The 19,399-nt window shown below is 60.1% G+C and carries 13 protein-coding genes; 8 read left to right on the forward strand and 5 right to left on the reverse strand.

Annotated elements, in window-relative coordinates; translation table 11 throughout:
• The first annotated feature begins 25 nt into the window (after positions 1-25).
• The 4 genes from rnhC to ACILSO_RS00840 all read left to right on the forward strand — a co-directional run bounded on the left by rnhC (position 26) and on the right by ACILSO_RS00840 (position 5,484).
• Positions 26-982: a ribonuclease HIII gene (gene rnhC / locus ACILSO_RS00825; RefSeq protein WP_395735449.1), complete on the forward strand. Its 957-nt coding sequence runs from the start codon at positions 26-28 to the stop codon at positions 980-982.
• Between the two features lie 36 nt (positions 983-1,018).
• Positions 1,019-1,393, forward strand: coding sequence for an HU family DNA-binding protein (locus tag ACILSO_RS00830; protein ID WP_395735450.1), 375 nt, complete (start codon positions 1,019-1,021; stop codon positions 1,391-1,393).
• Positions 1,394-1,478: 85 nt separating this feature from the next.
• Entirely contained in the window at positions 1,479-4,589 is a 3,111-nt protein-coding gene (locus tag ACILSO_RS00835; protein ID WP_395735451.1) for a c-type cytochrome, read from the forward strand.
• A gap of 94 nt (positions 4,590-4,683) precedes the next feature.
• Positions 4,684-5,484 carry a DUF1080 domain-containing protein gene (locus tag ACILSO_RS00840; RefSeq protein ID WP_395735452.1) on the forward strand — a complete coding sequence of 267 codons (801 nt, stop codon included), beginning with the start codon at positions 4,684-4,686 and terminating at the stop codon, positions 5,482-5,484.
• 163 nt (positions 5,485-5,647) lie between these two features.
• On the opposite strand, the gene ACILSO_RS00845 is transcribed toward ACILSO_RS00840, so the two are convergent.
• The 4 genes from ACILSO_RS00845 to ACILSO_RS00860 are packed head-to-tail and all read right to left on the reverse strand — an operon-like array spanning position 5,648 to position 12,024.
• Positions 5,648-7,072, reverse strand: coding sequence for a hypothetical protein (locus tag ACILSO_RS00845; RefSeq protein ID WP_395735453.1), 1,425 nt, complete (start codon positions 7,070-7,072; stop codon positions 5,648-5,650).
• Positions 7,073-7,093: 21 nt separating this feature from the next.
• Positions 7,094-8,095 carry a leucine-rich repeat domain-containing protein gene (locus ACILSO_RS00850; protein WP_395735454.1) on the reverse strand — a complete coding sequence of 334 codons (1,002 nt, stop codon included), beginning with the start codon at positions 8,093-8,095 and terminating at the stop codon, positions 7,094-7,096.
• A 47-nt stretch (positions 8,096-8,142) separates the two neighbouring features.
• Positions 8,143-9,540 carry a DUF1552 domain-containing protein gene (locus tag ACILSO_RS00855; protein WP_395735455.1) on the reverse strand — a complete coding sequence of 466 codons (1,398 nt, stop codon included), beginning with the start codon at positions 9,538-9,540 and terminating at the stop codon, positions 8,143-8,145.
• Between the two features lie 12 nt (positions 9,541-9,552).
• Complete coding sequence (locus ACILSO_RS00860; protein WP_395735456.1) at positions 9,553-12,024, reverse strand: DUF1592 domain-containing protein; 2,472 nt, start codon at positions 12,022-12,024, stop codon at positions 9,553-9,555.
• A 50-nt stretch (positions 12,025-12,074) separates the two neighbouring features.
• On the opposite strand from ACILSO_RS00860, the gene ACILSO_RS00865 reads away from it, so the two are divergent.
• From ACILSO_RS00865 to ACILSO_RS00875, 3 genes are read left to right on the forward strand one after another with little or no spacing between them, the layout of a single operon-like run.
• The gene (locus tag ACILSO_RS00865) at positions 12,075-14,045 is read left to right on the forward strand and encodes an ATP-binding protein (RefSeq protein WP_395735457.1); all 1,971 of its coding nucleotides are present in this window, start codon (positions 12,075-12,077) and stop codon (positions 14,043-14,045) included.
• Positions 14,038-15,006: a hypothetical protein gene (locus ACILSO_RS00870; protein ID WP_395735458.1), complete on the forward strand. Its 969-nt coding sequence runs from the start codon at positions 14,038-14,040 to the stop codon at positions 15,004-15,006. Before ACILSO_RS00865 ends, ACILSO_RS00870 begins: the two co-directional genes overlap by 8 nt.
• Before the next feature lie 12 nt (positions 15,007-15,018).
• Positions 15,019-15,660: a response regulator gene (locus ACILSO_RS00875; protein WP_395735459.1), complete on the forward strand. Its 642-nt coding sequence runs from the start codon at positions 15,019-15,021 to the stop codon at positions 15,658-15,660.
• 157 nt (positions 15,661-15,817) lie between these two features.
• Here ACILSO_RS00875 and ACILSO_RS00880 read toward each other — a convergent pair whose 3' ends face one another.
• Positions 15,818-17,041 (reverse strand): GDSL-type esterase/lipase family protein, encoded by a 1,224-nt coding sequence (locus tag ACILSO_RS00880; protein ID WP_395735460.1) that lies wholly within the window; start codon positions 17,039-17,041, stop codon positions 15,818-15,820.
• Between the two features lie 91 nt (positions 17,042-17,132).
• Between ACILSO_RS00880 and glgX the strand changes: the two genes are divergently transcribed.
• Positions 17,133-19,292, forward strand: coding sequence for a glycogen debranching protein GlgX (gene glgX, locus ACILSO_RS00885; protein WP_395735461.1), 2,160 nt, complete (start codon positions 17,133-17,135; stop codon positions 19,290-19,292).
• The last annotated feature ends 107 nt before the right edge of the window (positions 19,293-19,399 follow it).

Consider the following 19,399-nt stretch of genomic DNA (forward strand, 5'->3'; position numbering starts at 1 on the left):
GCTTCTTCTGCTTACAGTCGTGTCTATGCCTGCCCCCCTGACCAGCTACACCCACGCCCTCACCGCAGATCAGGCGGTAAAGCTGCGGACGCTCCTGGAAGCACGAGGCTTCGAGTTTCAAGCCAAACCCTACTGCCTGTACGCCGCCGCCAAGGCCAAGGTCAACGTTTGCGTGTATGAAAAGGGGCCCAAAATCGTCGTTCAGGGCAAGGAGACCGAGGATTTCATCACCAACATCCTTGAACCTGAGGTTCTTGGAGAAGCAAAGCTCGGCTACGAGGAAGTTCACAACCCGGAAATGTTTCAGCCCCACATCGGAGTGGATGAAAGCGGCAAAGGAGATTTTTTCGGTCCCCTCGTCATCGCCGGTGTCTATGTGGATGGGGACGCAGCACACCGCCTGCGGGACATCGGTGCCGTGGACAGCAAGCGCATCAGCAGCGACGCTCGTATTTTCAAGATCGCCGCAGACATCCGCACCATTCCGGGCCTGGCCTGGGAGGTCATCTCCATCCGCCCGGAACGCTACAACGAGCTCTACTCCAAGTTCGGCAATCTGAACCGCTTGCTGGCCTGGGGCCACGCCCGGGTTATCGAAAGCCTTCTCGAACGTGTCCCCGGCTGCCAGCGGGCCATCTCTGATCAGTTTGCCAATCCCGCCGTCCTGCAGCGCGCCCTGCAAACCCGTGGCAGGCAGATCGAACTGGTTCAGCGCACCAAGGCGGAGAGCGATCCCGCCGTGGCTGCCGCCTCCATTCTGGCTCGGGAGGCTTTTCTGGGCTGGTTGAAGGCGCAGGGGCAGGCACATGGCTTGGAATTTCCCAAGGGAGTGTCAAATTCAGTGAAACAAGTGGCCGCCAGCTTAGTAGAACAACATGGAGGCGACATTTTGTCCGCGCTGTGCAAAATGCACTTCAGGACTTCTTCCGAAGTTCTTTTCGGGGCTGTTTCGGAGACACCCCAAATAAATATCCCGAGATAATCGTAGGTGGGCAGGATATTTCGACACAGAATTTAGTTGCACCCCGTTAATCGTCTCGCTAGTCACCTCGTTATGACAACGATCACCAAAAAAGATTTGGTCGCGGAGCTCAGCAATGCAACGGGCATCAAACATGCCGACACATTGGCCATGGTGGAAGCCTTCATGGAACTGGTTTCAAAAAACCTGGCCGAAGGCAATGAAGTCACGCTCCGGACCTTTGGCACTTTTGACCTCCGTGTGGCACGTGGAAAGATCGGCCGCAATCCCAAGCAGCCGAACTCTGAAGTCATGATCCCGGACCGTTGCGTCGTGCGTTTCAAGCCCAGCAAGGAGCTCAAATCCCGTGTCGCAGCCCTCTCAGTGCAAAAGATGCACGACGGCCAGGCCTTGAACGGCAGCGCCGTATAGTTCCTGCCTCTGGCAGGCAGTCGATCGCCCCGGCTCGGTTTTCCCGTGCAACGTCTGGCATTTTGGTGCGTATTTTTGGCCCACCATGCTGCCTCGTCTACTACCCACGCTCGCTTTTTCCATCCTGCTGACCACCGCTTCTGCCGCCCCCCAGTGGATCTGGAGCGCCAAAAACGGCGACAAGGACCCCAAAGTCACCTTCCGCTACCGCTTTGACGTCCCGGCAGGGGTGCAGTCCGCCACGCTGGAACTCACCTGTGACAACGGCGCTGACGCCATGATCAATGGCAGGAAAGTCCTCACCAATCCCGACTGGCAGGAGCCCACGAAAGCAGACGTCAGCAAAGACCTGAAGCCCGGTTCTGCGAACGAAATCATTGTCCACGGTCGCAACAAAGGCGGGGTCGCAGCCTTGATCGCACGGCTGACGGTCAAGCTGCCCAAGGACCAGTCCAAAGTCCTCGTGGAAACCAATGACAAATGGGAGGCCACCACCACGGGCAAGGAAGAGTGGAAGCCTGCTTTAGTCGTCAGTGAGTACGGCAAGGGGCCTTGGGGCCTCGCTCTTGATGGCAAACCAGGAGGCGGCGGCAGCGGCCCGGCGGAGAGCATCGCAGCCAGCGAAATCACGGTGCCAAAGGGGTTCAAAGTCGAAAAACTCTACAACGTGCCCAAGGACCAGGAAGGATCCTGGGTGGCCCTCACGGTAGATTCGAAAGGCCGCCTCATCGCCTGCGACCAGTATGGCAGCATCTATCGCATGAGCGTTCCCGCCCTCGCCAAAACGGAGAATCTCAAGCCGGAAAAACTCGGCATCGAAATCGGCAAGGCCCACGGCCTGCTCGCAGCATTCGACAGCCTCTACGTCATGGTCAATGAGGACGGCAAAAACAACGGCCTCTACCGCCTGCAGGACACGAACGGTGATGACCAATACGACAAGATCACCAAGCTCCACACCATGGCCGGTGGCGGCGAGCACGGCCTGCACAGCATGACCGTCAGCCCGGATGGCAAACGCATTTTCTTCAACTGCGGCAACCACACCAAGCTGCCCGAAGGCCTGGAAGACAGCCGCCCGGCCAAAATTTGGAGCGAAGACCACATCCTCCCCCGCATGTGGGACGCCAACGGGCACGCCCGTGGCATCCTGGCACCCGGCGGCTACATCTGCAGCATGAATCCGGACGGCAGCAGCCTGGAACTCTTCTGCTACGGATTCCGCAATGAATTCGACATCTGCTTCAACGACCAGGGCCAGCTCTTCACCTATGATGCGGACATGGAGTGGGACATCGGCAGCCCGTGGTACCGCCCCACCCGCGTGAACCACTGCGTCAGCGGTGCCGACTACGGCTGGCGCAGCGGCAGCGGCAAATGGCCGAACTACTATCCTGACTCCCTCCCCACCACGCTCGACATCGGCCCAGGCAGCCCCACGGGCGTCGTCGCTGGCACGGGCGCAAAATTCCCCGCCAAATATCAGCACGCCATCTTCATCAACGACTGGACCTATGGCACCATGTGGGCCGTCAATCTGGAGCCCAAGGGAGCAAGCTACGCCGCCACCCGTGAGGAGTTCGTCTTTGGCAAGCCACTGCCCCTTACCGACGTGATCGTTCATCCCCAGGATGGCGCCATGTACTTCGCAGTGGGTGGCCGCAAGAGCCAGTCCGGAGTCTACCGCGTCACCTATGTCGGTGCTGAATCCACCGCTCCAGCACAGCCACAGGCTCTCGGTCAAGACTTCAAGCTGCGCGCCTCTCTCGAGGCTTTCCACACAGGAAAAGTCGATGCAGCCAAGGCCCTCCAGGAAGCTTGGAGCAATCTTGGCCACAATGACCGCCACGTGCGATACGCCGCACGCGTGGCCATTGAAAAACTCCCGGTGTCTCTCTGGCAGGAGAAAGTTTTCTCCGAAAACAATCCCACCGCGCTTATCGAAGGCATCATCGCCCTCGCCCGCGTCACCGGTGCCAAAGCCGGACACGAAGGAGGACGTCCCGCCGCCAAGCCCACCGGCACTTCTTCCGAACCCATTGGCCAGGTTTCCGGAGAGAATGCCGAACTGCAAGGCCGCATGTTCCTTTCCCTGGGCAAGCTGGCGGGGGCCAAGCTCCCTCTCGATCAACAACTCGCAGCCCTGCGCGCCCTTGAGCTCATCCTGATTCGTCTTGGCAAGCCCGACGCAGATGTGTGCGCCAAGATCGCCACGGTGCTTGATGCCGCTTATCCAGTGGAAGATCCCTTCGTGAATCGCGAGCTCTGCCAGATCCTTGTCGCCATTGATTCCACTCAGGTCGTTTCCAAAACCCTCGCCATCATGGCCACCGCCAAGGATGACTTCCAGGAAGTCGCCAGCGATGCCGTTCTGAGCCGCAACGACGGCTACGCCAATGCCGCCCGCGCCGCCTCGGGCAGCCGCCCCAATGCCCAGCAGATCAGCTACATGTTTGCGCTGCGGAATGCCACAGCCGGCTGGACGCCGGAGCACCGCAAAACCTTCTTCTCCTGGTTCCCCCACGCCCGCACCTGGAAAGGCGGCAACAGCTTCAAAGGCTTCATCGAAAACATCCGCAAGGACGCTATGGCCACCTTTGTTCCCCAGGAGGAGCTCGCCTCCCTCGAAGCTGTCAGCAACAAAGTCGAGGCTAGCACTTCCATTCCCAACTATGTCGCGCCGAAAGGCCCCGGCAAAAACTGGACAGTCGACGAAGCCGTGGCCCTGACCGCAGGCGGCCTCAAAGGACGCGACTTTGCCAACGGCGAGGCCATGTACCGCAGCATCATGTGCGCCACCTGCCACCGCTTCAATGGTGAAGGCGGCAGCATCGGCCCCGACCTCACAGGCTCCGGCAACCGCTACACCATGCGCGACCTTTTGGAAAACATTGTTGATCCGAGCAAAGTCATTTCCGACCAGTATGACAGCCACGAGATCACCAAAAAGGATGGCAGCGTCATCGTCGGCCGCATTATCGTGGAGGAAAACGGCAAGGTCTTCGTCATGACCAATCCATTTGCCCCCAATGACCACATGGCCATCAATGAAAGCGACATCGCCAGGAAAGGCACCCGCAAAGTCAGCATGATGCCCCCTGGCCTCATCAACTCCCTCAACCAGGAGGAACTACTCAATCTCATCGCATACCTCGTCAGCGGCGGGAATGCGAAGGACAAGGCATTCCAGAAGTAAATTGTTTGCATTGAAACTTGATCACGGAAGGCCGGCCTTGAGCCGGCCTTCTTTTTGTCAGTAAATCACCTGAATTGATTCCGTTATCATTCTCATGACCCGTCTGCTTCTCGCCCTTCCCGCCCTTGCCACAATCGCGATCGCCGCCGATCCCGCGAAACCAGCCGAACCTAAAAAGGAAAAGCCCTTCACACCAGGCGGCATCTATCGTCAGGGGGACATGCAGCGCCCTCGTCCGACGGTCATCACACCACCCACGGCCACCACAGCCCCAGGCGATGCCATGGTGCTCTTCGATGGAAAAGACCTCTCCAGGTTCATCCGCAAGCCGCGCAAAGATGATCCGGACCAAAGCGACGTGCCCAGCTGGAAGATCGAAAACGGCTACGCTGAAATCAAACCCAAGGGCGGCGACATTGAAACCAAGGACAAGTTCGGCTCCTGCCAGATTCACCTCGAGTGGGCCACTCCTGCTGAAGTGGTCGGCAACAGCCAGGGTCGCGGCAACAGCGGCGTGCTCATCCACGGCTGGGGCGAAGTGCAGGTGCTCGACTCTTATGAAAACGACACCTATCCCGACGGCCAGGCTGGTGCCATTTACAACAAGTATCCTCCGCTGGTGAACGCCAGCCGCAAGCCAGGCGAGTGGCAGAGCTATGACATCATCTGCGAATGCGCCACGCTTGATGACAAAGGCAAAGTACTCCAACCCGCACGCATCACCGTGCTGCACAACGGCGTCATCGTGCAGCATGCCGTCCCCCTTGAAACAACGGTCCAGGAGTTCGGCTTCGCGCTGCAGGACCACCACAATCCCACCCGCTACCGCAACATCTGGGTGCGTCCCCTGCACCGCCGAGATGAAAACGCGAAGAAGAACGAGGCGGCAAAGTAGAGCAGCTGTGAGGGAACAAAGCACCTACTCAGGTGCGACAGCGTCCTGGAGTGCTCCAGTCCTCTGGAACTTTCCGCAGACTTGTGGACATTCGATAGCATCGGTGGATCAGCACACTCCAAAATGCTTCCACGGTCATTGACGCCCCCACAGCCCTGTCCACCTACTTTTTCGCCACCGCTGGCTTGCGCAGTTTCTCCGTAACCATCTTGTGAGTGTCTTCGCCAATCCACAGGTCGGTGCAGACAGATGGCTTCCCGGGCAGTTCGGCGCTGCGGTTGAAGAGCAGCGCATCTCCCTCTTTCAGATCGGTCAGCTTCACCTGTTGATCGCCTTTCCACACTCGCGTCGTGTCGTTCACGAGTAAAATGCGGCCTCCGATGTCCTGCGACCGCTGCATGTCGCCATTGTAGTCCTTCACCAGCGGAAGCTGCCAGGCCACCTGGACCTGGCCTCCCTGAATGGCGGTCACACGGGCGGTGATGGCGTTCGCACTTGCATGGCTGAAATCATCGCTGATGAAACTGACTCGAGTAAAAGCCCCATTCTCATCCTGGAACAGATGGAAGCGATAGCGCTGCCCGGTAGCAAGCTGGGCAAACTGCGGATCGGCACCGAGGAGCTTGAGCGTGTGGTGCTTGATCAGCGTGAAGCTCACAGGTTCGCCGGTCAGTTCCGTGAGAAACTGCCCTGTGCCATTCTTTGCGTCCGCCTTCGTCAGTTCGCCAAAGACGACATGCTCGGCAAAGGGCGGCGGCTTCACATCGCCTTTGAGCTGATACCATGGTAGATCCGCATTGCCGTAGTCCGTGCGGAATGGAAACTGCTCCGGGTAGTCGTGGGCCACGTTTTCCACCAGTTCCTGGTTCAGCATGCGGCCAAAGCCGTAGCCCATGAGGCTTTCGCCATAAAACTGGTCCTGCACCTTCCATCCGCCCAGGAAAACGCGCACCACTCGGCCGCGGCGGAAGCCTTCCAGCATGTTGCTCACCTTCAGCGTGATCTGCACGCCGCTGCTGCCGAAATACTCGGTGGGCACCTTGTTCACTTCCGTGATGCTGCAGCGCTCACCATCCACACCGGGATTCCAGGTGCGCAACTCGTCATTGGCCACGCAGATCTTGCCCTCCTTCCCCACGGCAATAAGATCGCCATAGGCAGCCTGAAAGGCTGCGGGATCACCGCTGAAAAAGGTCAGTGTGACAGTGTTGCCCGTCGTTTTGTCGATCCATCCTGCTACGCCACGCTTCTCCGTAAACTCGCGGAATTTCTTCAACTGCCCCGCATCCGCAGGCTGACCGTCATCCGTGGTGACGAGTTGTGAGTCCGGCAGCATGAGAAAGGTCATCTTCGTCCCCAGCGGCACCTCGCGCAGATCCGCCTCCACCCCCTTGTACTTCATGATCGCATAGGGCGGCATGGAGAAGGGCGTCAGTTTGCCGTCATCAGCACGGAACTCGCCTTTGCGCAGGATGTAGTCCACGCTGACCAGTTCGCCATGAATACGCCTGGCATTGTTGAGCGATGGAAATTCCAGCGCCTGAGCCAGCAACGAGGAGGCAAGAAGCAGAGAACAGAGAAGTCGCATGAGAAGTCAGAAATGCCGGTGTCACTTGAATTTCACGTCCACCTTCGGCAGCAGGGCCTTGATCTTCGCCTGCGTCTCTTCCGGATAGCCCTTCTGGCGGTCGATAATTTTCAACTCCTTCAGGAAGTTGAAGCCCTGCAGCATCGGCAGGCGTTCTTCGGGCATGGCCGGGCTGCCGAGTTCGAGCGACTCGAGCTGTGTCATGCCGGCCAGCACCTTGAGATCATCATCAGTCGTGGTCTTGCAGTTCGTCAGCGTCAGGCGCTTCAGAGTCTTGATGTCCTTGATGATCGGCAGCGACTCGGATTTATCGAAACCTTCACCGAGCTGCAAGTACTCCAGCGGCAGAGCGGTGATGTTCTTCAGCGCAGCGGGCGTGGCATGCGCGCCGAGTTCCAGCCCTTTCAGCTTGGTCAGTTTGGCCAGATTCGGCGCACCGGCGTCTGTGAACTTGGCATGCGCAAGACTGATGCTTTCCAGGTTCGGCAGATGACCGCACAGCTCCTTCAACCCTTCATCGTCGATGCTGCTGCCACGGTGGCTCACCTTCATCAGCTTCGTAAAACCTTCGAACTTCGCATAAGCACGCCCGGTGATCTTGGTGCCGACAAAGGAGAAAGACTCGAGATCCTTCAGCCCCGCGAGCTGCGCCATGCCCGCATCCGTCAGCGAGCCATTGTTGGTGAAGCGCAGGGTCTTGAGTTTTGTGAGCTTGGCGATGTTCGGCATCCACTCGTCATTGAACTTAGTGGAGATGATATTCAGCGACTCCAGCGTGGTGACGTGGCCGAGGTGCTCGAAGAAAACGGCATCGTATGGATCGCTCGTGCGGTGGTCATGCGGACCGGTGTTTGGCACCGCGAGGTCCACCAGCTTGAGGTTCAGACCGTCTTCGGTCTTTTCCACTTTGCCCTTGGCTCCTTCCACAATTTTGGCAACGGCTTCAGCATGCGGATCCATCGCCAAGGCGGAGAGGCTGGCGGCAAAGGAGAGGAGGGTGATCAATGTGACGGTCTTTTTCATGAGTGTGGTTGGGAGAGAGGAAGTAGGAGTGAATGGTGAAAGTCGTCTTACACGATCTCACTGACCGGCCCGAGGCTGTCCACGAAGGTCTCGGCATTGACCTCCATCTTTTGCAGCATGGTCACCAGCACGTTGCTCAGGCGGGCCTTGCCGTCCTTCGGCTTGCCGCAAAGGCTGCGCCACTCGTCGTAGCTCAGCGTGTAGTCTTCTTTGAGGTGCGGACGGTTGTAGTCCAGATGCTGGCCGTGTTTTAAGCCAAGGCCCTTGCCACCGGCAAGGAGGATGGGCAGGTTGCTGTTGCAGTGGCTGTGGCCGTAGCTCATGCCGCTGCCAAAGAGCACCATCGTGCGGTCCAGCAGGGGCTCATCACCATCCTTCACCGCACGCAGTTCATCCAGGAAATGTGCAAATTGCTGCATGATGAAGGCATCGCTCTTCGCCAGACGATCCAGGATGAGCGAATCGCCGTTGTGATGGGAAAGGTTATGCCGCGCCTGTGTGATCTGAATCTCAGGAATCGCCAGCCCATTGCCCTCGCTGCCGTTCATATAAGTAACCACGCGTGTCATGTCCGTGCGCAGCGCCAGCACGATGATGTCAAACATCGTGCGCCAATACTCACCCGCCTGCGCCTTCGGCACATCGCGCTGAAACGGCGCTGCCAGATTCTTTTCCACCACAGGCTTCGGAATATCAAGCCAGGCATCCAGGCGTTCGGTACGCTGCTCCACATCGCGCACGGCATGCATGTATTCGTCCAACTTGGTGCGGTCGTCAGAGCCTAGCGCGAGACGCAGCGACTTAGCGTCATCCAGCACGGCGTCCAGCACACTGCGGCGCTTGGTCAGGCGTGCGCGCTGCGCACCGATTCCACCCGGTTCTTCGCCAAAAAGACGATTGAAAATCAGCTTCGGATTGTCCTCCGCCGGCAGCGGCACGCCATCGCGGGAGAAGGCCAGCGTGTTCGTTCCAAAGGGATGCCCGGTGCCCGAAGAAATGGAAAGCTCCAGCGAATTGAAGCGCGTCTGCTGCCCCACCACCTCGGCCATCATCTGGTCGCACGAGATGGTGTTTTCGTACTTGCGCCCGCCCTGCGCATCGATCTTCGCGCCCGTGAGCCACGTATCCGCGCACACATGCGCCTGCCCCAGGCCGTTCGGATGATGCAGTCCGCTGAACACTGTGAAATCCTCCTGATGCTTCTCCAGCGGTTTCAATGAAGGAGACAGCTCATAACCCCGCCCAGCCTGCTTGCACTGCCACGTCATGCCGTTCACCCCGTTGGGAATGTACACAAACACACTGCGCCGCGGCTTGGCCGTGGCAGCAGCCGTTGCACGCAAAGGAACCATCGCCTCCAGCAGAGGCAACGCCATGGTGGTGCCGAGTCCGCGCAAAAAGTGACGTCGGTTGAGAAGCCAGCGTTGGGATTGGATGTTGCTCATGGTGAATTCAGATTAACGTTTCAAAAACAGCGGACTGGTCACAAGCGCCTCAATCAGCGAAGCGAGCTTGTAATCATTCGCCTTGGACTCTTCGGTGATGCGTTTCAGTTCCTCGCGGTCCGAAAAAGTCATGCCACGACGCAGCGCATACGTTGCCAGCTTGTCGGTCACGGCGGCGGCGAATTTGTCCTCGTCCTCCAGCAGAATCATTTTCAGAGCCACCGAGTCGGCAAACTTGCGCCCATCTGGCAGCACGCCGCTGGGGTCCAGCGTCGGGTCTGCTCCGGTGCCATCCTTGATGGTCTCCACCGTGCGCCAGCGGCCGATGGCGTCGTAGTTGTCAAAGGCGATGCCCAGCGGGTCGATCTTGTTGTGGCAAGCGGTGCAGTTCGGGTCGGCACGATGTTGCTCCAGCTTTTCGAGCACAGTCGTCTTTTTCGCCTTCGCATCCGGCGTGCTCAGCGCGGGCACGTTGGCGGGCGGCGGAGGCGGGGGCTTGCCGATGATGGATTCCAGCATCCACACGCCGCGATGCACCGGGCGATGCCGTGTGCCATCTGAGGTGAGACTGAGCACGGAGGCCTGCGTGAGCAATCCGCCGCGATGATCGTCCGGCTTCAGCGCGATGCGCTGCATCTGATCACCACGAATGCCCTCGATGCCGTAGTGCATGGCCAGGCGCTCGTTGATCATGGTCCAGTCGGAGTCGAGAAATTCGCGCAGGCTGCCGTTGCGCTTGAGCACCTCATTGAAGAATCCCAGCGTCTCCGCCACCATGCTCTGCTCCAAATTTTCGTCGTAGTCCGGATACAGCTCCTTGTCCGGCGGGAACATGCCCACCTTGCGCAGTTGCAGCCACTGGCGCGGGAAGCTGTCGGCAAACTCCTGCGCTTTGGCATCGGCGAGCATGCGCTTCACCTCCGCTCCCAGCGTTTTCGCCTCGTGCAGCTTGCCCTGTTTGGCGAGATCCAGCAGGCGTGCATCCGGCATGGTGCTCCACAGGAAATAGGAAAGGCGGGAGGCGAGTTCGTAATCGCTGAGTGTGGGCGAGGCCTTCGCCGCATCGCCTTCCTCCAGATAAAGAAAACTCTTCGAGCACAGCACTCCCATGAGGCCATTTTTCACCGCCACCTCAAAGGAGTCCCCCAGCTCCAGCGACTTGTTCACGGGCTGCATCAGCCGCTCGATCTCCCTCGCCTGCACCGGCCTGCGCCAGGCGCGCGTGGCGAAGTTCGTGAGGATCTCGCGCGCATCTTTGCTGCTGTAGATCTGCTGATGCGCCTTCGTCGGCCAGGAGTCCACGATGGGGCCATCCCACTCCACCGTGTCGATGATCAGCGTGGGCTGAATGGGCTTAAAGTCATCGTCCGTGAGCTTGAGCTGCCAGGGCACGCGACTGCGCGTGGTGGTGAAGGCATTCGGCGTGCCGCTGTGGCGCGAGCGCCGGCCTTCGGGGTTCGGCCCAGGCACGGAATTGATGATGCGGATGGGATACTTGCCTGCGACGAGATGCACACGCGCCTCCACGGTGATTGGCTTGTCCTCCGGCGCATCCACATCCTGCTCGATGAGCGTGGTGTTGATGCTGGACATGTACACTTTCAGACGCGGCGCACGGCCACCCTCAGGTCGCAGGCCGCTGAGCTTGAGACGCAGCAGGTAGTCTCCGGTCGTCTTGATCTCCACATTCCACGAATCCGTGGTGTAGTTCCGCGGCACGATTTCGATGCGCACCTTGTCCCCGATGCCACGGGACTGATACTCCTCCTTGAAGCCCTTCCACCGCATATCAAACGCCTCCCAACGGATCACCTCGCGCTTTGGCTCAGGCCTCAAAGAAAGCGCTTCATCCAGAATGGCATCAGCAGCGCTCAAATATTTCTCCACATGCGCAGGCGAAAGCGTCAGCACGGAGCCGATGCGCTCAAAGCCCTTCCAGTCCGGATCTTCTGGCAAACCGGTAGGCGCTTTCACATCGAAGTTCACGCCCAGCAAATCGCGGATCGTGTTCGCATACTCATCCCGCGTCAGTTTGCGAAAAGCCACGCGCTCCCCAGCGGAGGACTGGCGTGCGGTTTCCGCCTCGCGCAGTTGCTGCACGATCCAGTCAGACACCGCCGAAATCTGCTCCGGCTTTGGCCTTGCCTCATCGTCCGGCGGCATGTCCCCCGAATTGATGCGGCTCATGATTTCCTCCCATTGCCCCATGATTTTTGGCGACTGCAGATCCACCACCAGATTGTCCACGCGCAGATCACCCTTCTGCTTTTTGGCGTCATGGCACTTGTTGCAGTGCTCTTGGAAAAACGGACGCACAAGGCCGGTAAGCTCACGCGATTCAGCACCCATCAATGTGTGGGAGATCAGCAGTGTGGAGGCGGTCAGCGCAAAGATGGGAAGGCGTGTCATCGGTCGGTCGGGAGACAAAACGGTACCCGCCGGGCCTTTGTGCAGCGCCCCCGAATGTTCGGGGGCCGCAGTCATGGCAGAAGGCTGTGGCAGTGTGGCGTCCTCCTCGCTAAGATCCACGCACCGTGCGGCGACTCCTCCCATCCTGTCTGTTTTTCCTGCTGTTGTGGGGCCAGCCAGCCTGTGGCGAGATCTCGGAGTGGATTCCTGAAATGCGTGCGCTCGCAGCAGAGCGCAACGCCTTGCAGCAAAAGCTCAGCAGCATGCCGGCGGCGCCGGAGGTGCAGTTCACCCAGCGCCTGGGATGGCACAGTGAGTACTCCACCTCCCGCGACAGAGCGGAGTGGGTGGAGCTGAATCTCGGGCAGGCACAACAGATCGACTCCGTGGTGCTCATCGCGCCGCCACCGAATGGTGCCTCCGTCACGCCCGGCTACGGCTTCCCTCTGCGCTTTTACGTCGAGCTTTTGGATGAAGGCGAAGACAACAAGCGCACCATCATCGCCGATCATACGAATGCCGATTTCCCCAATCCGGGCTCGATGCCCGTGGTGATCCCCGCAGGCGGGCGCATGGCGCAAAAGGTGCGCATCACCGCCACACGCCTCTGCACCACCGGCGAGCGCGGTTTCTGTGCTTTTGGCGAAGTGATGCTGCTCCAAGGGAAAGAAAACCTCGGCGCACGTCTGGAAGTCATCGGCCCCCAGGCCGTGCGTGCCAGCAGCAGCCAGGGCACACGGCCTGATTGGGGCCGCATCAATCTCGTCGATGGCCACACCGTGCTCGGGCCGCCGCTCGGCACACGCCACAGCCCCACGCTGGGCTTTCGCAGCGTGCCCACCAGCGAGGGCCGCCCTTATAACAATCCATGGCTGGAGGTCGATCTCGGCACGGTGCGGCCCATTGATGAAATCCGCTTCTTTCCCGCGCATCCGCCGTTGTTTGCGCACAGCCACGGCTACGGCTTTCCGGTGCGCTATAATATCGAGCTTCGCGAGGAGGACAATGACGAGCCACGCCTCCTGCCCGAGCCGCAATCCGGCAGCTACAATGCCCTGCCCGGAGACAACGTGGTCACCATCGTCGGGGCGCACCGTGCGCGCTTTGTGCGCATGCAAGTGCTGGCCCCACATGTGAGCAATGGGGCCGTCGTGCTGGCCATGGCGGAGATGCAGGTGTGGTCCGAAGGAAAAAATATCGCCCTCGGCTGCGATGTGAATTCTCCCGACACCACGGAGCGCGATGGCTGGTCCCGCGCCGCTCTGGTGGACGGCTTTGCCAGCAGCGCGGAAATCGTGGACTGGCCCGAATGGCTGGCCGCTCTTTCACAACGGCGCGAGCTGATGCAGCAGCTCGGCCTGATAGAGAAAAAACGCGCGCTCGTCATGCAACATTGGCAGCGCATCGTGGTGGGATTGCTCATCGGTATCATCGCGGTAGGCATCATCGTTTTGCTCCTTTGGCTGCAGCGTCAACGGCGTGCCCGCCTGGTCGAAATCGAGAAGCTGCGTGCCCGCATCGCGCAGGATCTGCATGATGAAATCGGCAGCAGCCTCGGCAGCATCGCCCTCATCGCCCAGGACATTCTGGCCGAGGGAGCGCAGAGCGGCCAAGCCCGCGAGGACTTGATTGAGATCAAAGAAATCGCCGATGAAACCGTTGGCGCCATGCGCGACATCACCCGCCTCATGCAGAGCGAGCGCTACGGCACCGATGACCTGCCCACACTCCTGCGCGAAACCGCCGCCCGCATGCTGCGCGGCATCACGCACACGCTCGACCTCGATGAGCACGCCCAGACCCGCCGCCTCCCCGTGGACCGCCAGCGCGACCTCATGCTGATGTTCAAAGAAGCGCTGCACAACATCACCAAGCATGCCCACGCGACCGAAGTGCACATCTCCCTCACGCAGACTCACAACGACCTCGTCCTCACCATCCGCGACAACGGCCACGGCTTCGACACCACCGCCACCACCTCCGGCATGGGACTCACCAATCTCCACCGCCGCGCCGCCAAACACCAAGGCTCCACAAAGATCACGTCTTCGCCACAAGGCACCGTTTTAACCCTCACTCTGCCGCTGCATGTCTGAAGCCATCGCTGCCATCCGCCAGAGACCCGGTATGTACATTGGAGACACCGGCCCACGTGGTGTGGCGCATCTGGTGCAAGAACTGGTGGCCAATGGGCTGGATCAATACATTGCGGGCCATGCGAGCAGGATCATCGTCACGCATCAGGGGACAGCCATCTGCGTGTCAGATGATGGCGCCGGTCTGCCGTTTAACGAGCCAGGAGCGGAAGGCAGATCGCTGGCGGAAACTTACTTCACCGAATACCATCAAACGCCAACGGCGGACGGGCACAGTCCTCACGTGCATTTGAATCCGGGAGGAGTCGGTTTGATTGTCGTGACCGCTTTGTCCTGCACGGTCTCAGTTGTCTCCCATCGCGGCGGCTTCCGCTGGCAGCAGCAGTTTGAAAATGGCTGCGCCGTTTCCAGCCCGCAAAAACGTCCATCCACAGACCGCGGCACACGCATCACTTTTGTGCCCGATGCCAAAACGCTGCTTTCATCATCTCCATCTTGGTCTCTGGTCCGCCGCAAGCTCTTCGACACGGCTCATCTTTTTCCAGGTATCGTCTTGGGACTGCAGGAGGAAGTTTTCCATTCGCCGCACGGCTTGATCGATCTCGCCGAGTTTTTCTCTGCCAAAGACGAGCCGTTCTCAAATCCAGATCAGAGAACGCTCAAGGTGGACATCGAGGTCGACGGCATCCACATCAATGCCGCCGCCTGCGGCACCGCAGAGAAATGCCATTGGCTCTCCTGGTGCAATGGCACTGCCACCTCGCTTCATGGCACTCACGTGGCGGGTTTCAAAGACGCGCTCCGTTCTGAAAAATGGACTCCGGCCGCCGCCATGATTCATGTCTTGATGAAGCAGCCTCAATTCGGCGCCCCCACAAGAGCATCTCTCACGAACGAGCACGTCCGCAAGGTGGTGCGCCAAGCCATCCGCGATCAACTGAAGAAGAACGGCTCAATTTAATCAACTCACTCCATGCCTGACCCCATCCACCTCTGGATCATCGAAGACCACAAGACCTACGGCGAGCGCCTCGCCCGCGCCTTGAATCGCCTCGATGGCATCGCATGCACGCAGCGTTTCACCGCCTGCGAAGATGCCTTTGCCGCTCTCACCACCGAGCCTGCACCACAGGTGCTGCTGCTGGATGTGGGCCTTCCCGGCATGAACGGCATCGAAGGCATCGCACGACTGCGCCAGCTAGCGCCGGAGGTGGCCATTGTGATCCTGACCGTGTTTGAAGAGGACGACAAAATCTTCCGCGCCATCTGTGCCGGTGCTGCGGGCTATCTGCTGAAAACCTCGAGTACGGAAGACATCGCCGCCGCCATCCGCAGCGCCGCAGCGGGCGGCTCGCCGATCAATCCGCACATCGCACGCCGGGTGCTGGAGATGTTTTCCAAAGCCAACACCCCGCAGAAGGACTACGGCCTCACGCCACGTGAACTGGAGATCCTCAAGCTCCTCGTGGACGGCAGCACCATCAAGGACGCAGCCGCCCAGCTCGGCATCGGCTACTACACGGCGGACGAGTACATCCGCAGCGTGTATGTGAAGCTGCAGGTGCGCAGCCGCGGCAGCGCGATTGCAAAGGCGGTGAAGGAAGGGCTGGTGTGAAGTAGCACGCGCCAGCGTCGTGGACTGCGCCGGCCCTCCGGCGCTTTCGAATGTCCTGTCGCTCGCGAAAAGCTCCAGAGGACTGGAGCATTCCAAAACGCTCCGCGCACGCTGTCACGCAGATCCATTCCCCCAGTTGCCGCACACCTGGGCTGCTTTACTTCAAATACGGGCCCACCACTTCCTTCCAGATCGCGTAGCCTTTGCCATTCATGTGCAGGTTGTCTGAAACAAAAATGTCCGGCTTCGGCATCCCATCAGGCCCCAGCATGTGTGGATAGACGTTGATGAACTGCAGCCGCTTGTCCGACTTGGCAAAATCCTCCATCAAACGGTTCGCCTCGATCATCTTGTCGATCATCTTCCAGCGGCTCGGGTTCGGCGCATTGGAGATGTAGCAGATGCGGCAGTCAGGCAGCGCGGCATGCACTTTGGCCACGAAGGCCTTGAAATCGGTGAACACCCGTTGCGGCGTCTTGCCTCCGGCGATGTCGTTGCCACCCGCATAAAAGACCACCATTCGCGGCTTGTACTTGATCACCGTCAGATGCGCGTAGTTGAGGGAATCAAACACCTCGGAGCCCCCAAAGCCGCGGTTCATCACGGGCAGACCGGGGAAGTCATACGCCAGCGTCGCCCATCGGCGGATGCTGGAGCTGCCGGTGAAGATGATGGGATTCTGCGGCGGCGTCAGCTGCTCATCCAGCCTGCCAAAGGCCAGGATCTCCTTCTGCCAGCGGATGGCGGAGGTCACCACGTCATAGCCCGCCTCGCTGAAGTGCAGCCTGTCTTCCACAAACAGCTCGGGCCGCGGCTGGCCGTCCGCACCCAGCAGCAGCGAGAAGGTGTCTATGTAATCCACGCCCTGCTTTGCACAGGAGGCGGCGATCAGCGCATTGGCCTTTTTGACCTGCTCCACCTCCCCCCAGCGCGAGGGCGAGGGCGGAATGGAGATGAAGGCGATGGCCGTCTTTGGCAGTGCTGCGCGCACTTTGGTGACAAACGCGTCAAAAGACGCCAGCACTTCCTCCGGCGTGCGCCCGGCGTGGATGTCATTGCCACCCGCGTTCAGATAAACCTGCTTCGGCTGGTATTTGATGACACAACGCTCGGCGAAATGCACCACGTCACTCAGCTGCGAGCCGCCAAAGCCACGATTCAACACCGGTGTTTTTTTGAACCTGTCCTGCAGCGACTGCCAGCGGCGGATGTTTGAGGCACCGGTAAACAACGTCACGCCCTGCGGCGGCGCCTTGGCCGCGTCCTCCGCCTCAAAGGCCTGGATCGCCTTCTCAAAGCGCGCCGGATCCGCTGGCTTCACGGTATCAGCCCAGACCGAGGTCAGCAGAAGAAAAAGGACGGGAAAACAGCGATAATTCATGGCAGCATGGCAAACGTTGTGCGTTGTGGAACTCATGCAGCCTTTGCTCACAAGTTGGAAACGAAGATTTGCCCGAAAGCCCGCCCCTGTCGTGCCCATCCGTACGACCGTGAGCGAGAGCGCCTTTCCCGTGTCCTTTGCCACGGGTGGCGAGCCCCTGGCACCTGGAGTCACGCTACTGCGCGAAGGCACCCGCTTCGTTGTCCATTCCCGCCATGCCACAGCGCTGGATCTCTGTCTGTACGATCTGGCGGATCCATCCCGTGAGACGGCACGCATCCGCATGCAGCGCACTGAGCGCGACCTGTGGCACGTCACCGTCCACGGCATCCGCGCGGGCACCCTCTACGGCTACCGCGCCCATGGCCCCTGGCTGCCGCAGAATGCCATGCGCTTCAATGCCAAGAAGCTCCTGCTCGACCCCTACGCCCGCGCCATTCACGGCGTTCCGCACGAGGCCGAGCACATGCGCACCCAACCCGACCCACGCCACGCCCACGGCCGCATCGACAACGGCGCCACAGCCCTCAAATGCGTTGTGGTCGATGAATCCTTCGACTGGACCGGCGACACCTCTCCCCGCGTGCCCTGGCAGGACACCGTGATCTGCGAGCTGCATGTGAAAGGCTTCACCCAGATGCACCCGGACGTGCCTGCCAGACTGCGCGGCACCTACGCCGGACTGGCCCACCCCTCGGTGACATCCTACCTCAAAGGCCTCGGCGTCACCAGCGTGCAGCTTTTGCCCGTGCACCAGCATCTGGATGACGGCTTCCTGCTGGGCCGCGAGCTCACCAACTACTGGGGCTACAACACCATCGGCTTCTTCGCCCCGCACAATACCTACGCCTCAACCACGCAGCCGCAGGAGCAGGTGCGCGAGTTCAAATCCATGGTCAAGGCCCTGCACGCCGCCGGCATCGAGGTCATTCTGGATGTGGTGTACAATCACACTGCCGAGGGCAATGAGCACGGTCCTTCGCTCATGTTTCGCGGGCTGGACGACCACAGCTACTACCGCCATCACTTTGGCGAGAGCGGCGCGGACTACATCAATGTCACCGGCTGTGGCAATTCGGTCGACTCCGCCAGCGAGCCCGCACTGCGCCTCATTTTGGACAGCCTGCGCTACTGGGTCACCGAAATGCACGTGGACGGCTTCCGCTTTGACCTCGCGGTAACCGTGGCGCGCGATGAGAAAGATGGCTTCAACCGCCAGTCCCAGTTCCTCAGCGCGGTGGCGCAGGACCCCGTGCTCTCGAGGGTCAAACTCATTGCAGAAGCCTGGGACATTTCCCGCATGGACAGCTACCAGGTGGGCAATTTCCCCGAGCCCTGGCGTGAACTGAATGGGAAATACCGCGACACCGTGCGCAGTTGGTGGCGCGGCGACTCGGGCTGCACCGCCGAATTTGCCAAGCGCTTCTGCGGCAGCCAGGACGTCTTCGGGTGGAATCAGCGCCCGCCTTTGGCCAGCATCAATTTCCTCACCTCCCACGATGGCTTCACGCTGATGGACCTCGTGAGCTATGAGAACAAGCACAACGAGGCCAACCACGAGGACAACCGCGACGGCGACAGCAACAACCACAGCAGCAACTGCGGCGTGGAAGGCCCCTCAACCAACCCCAAAATCCTGCAGGCCCGCGGGCGCCTCCGCCGCGGCATGATCGCCACCATGATGTGCTCCCTCGGCGTCCCCTTCATCACCGCCGGGGACGAGCGCGGCCGCACCCAGGGCGGCAACAACAACGCCTACTGCCAGGACAGCCCCATCAGCTGGCTCGACTGGGCTGACTGCGACGAAGAAATGCTCATCTTCGTCCGCCAGATGACCGCCTTCCGCAGCAGCCACACCGTCTTCCGCCGCAGCAGCTATTTTGATGGCAAACTGAATCCTGCCACCGGCCTGCGTGATGTCATCTGGCTGGAAAATGACGGCACCCTGCTGCACCACGAGGAGTGGCATCAGGAGACCCGACGCTGCTTCGGCGCCCTGTTTGGCACCGTGGGCGAGTCCACCAGCCCCCTGCTGCTGCTTTTCAACAACAGCGCCGATCCCCAGCCCTTTGTCCTGCCGGGAAATACGAGCATCTCTTGGAGCCTCGTTTTCGACACCGCCCTCTCCCCGTCCTTCCCCACGAAACCCTCCACCTACACCGGCACCCAGGCCTACCCCCTGGTCTCCCAAGGCGTCGTCTGCCTCACCCTCGCCTCTGGCGATCGGGAGACGCTGGAACCGAAAGGGTGAGCTGAGTGTGGAGTTGAAGCAAAGAGGGCAGTAACAACCGGCCCAAGCGTGATCACGCGCCAATCATCGATCTCTAATCGCAAGTCTCACCGTTGATTTTCAACAAA

Origin of the sequence: Prosthecobacter sp., assembly GCF_044226605.1 — a bacterium.
In the GTDB taxonomy this organism is placed as follows: domain Bacteria; phylum Verrucomicrobiota; class Verrucomicrobiia; order Verrucomicrobiales; family Verrucomicrobiaceae; genus Prosthecobacter.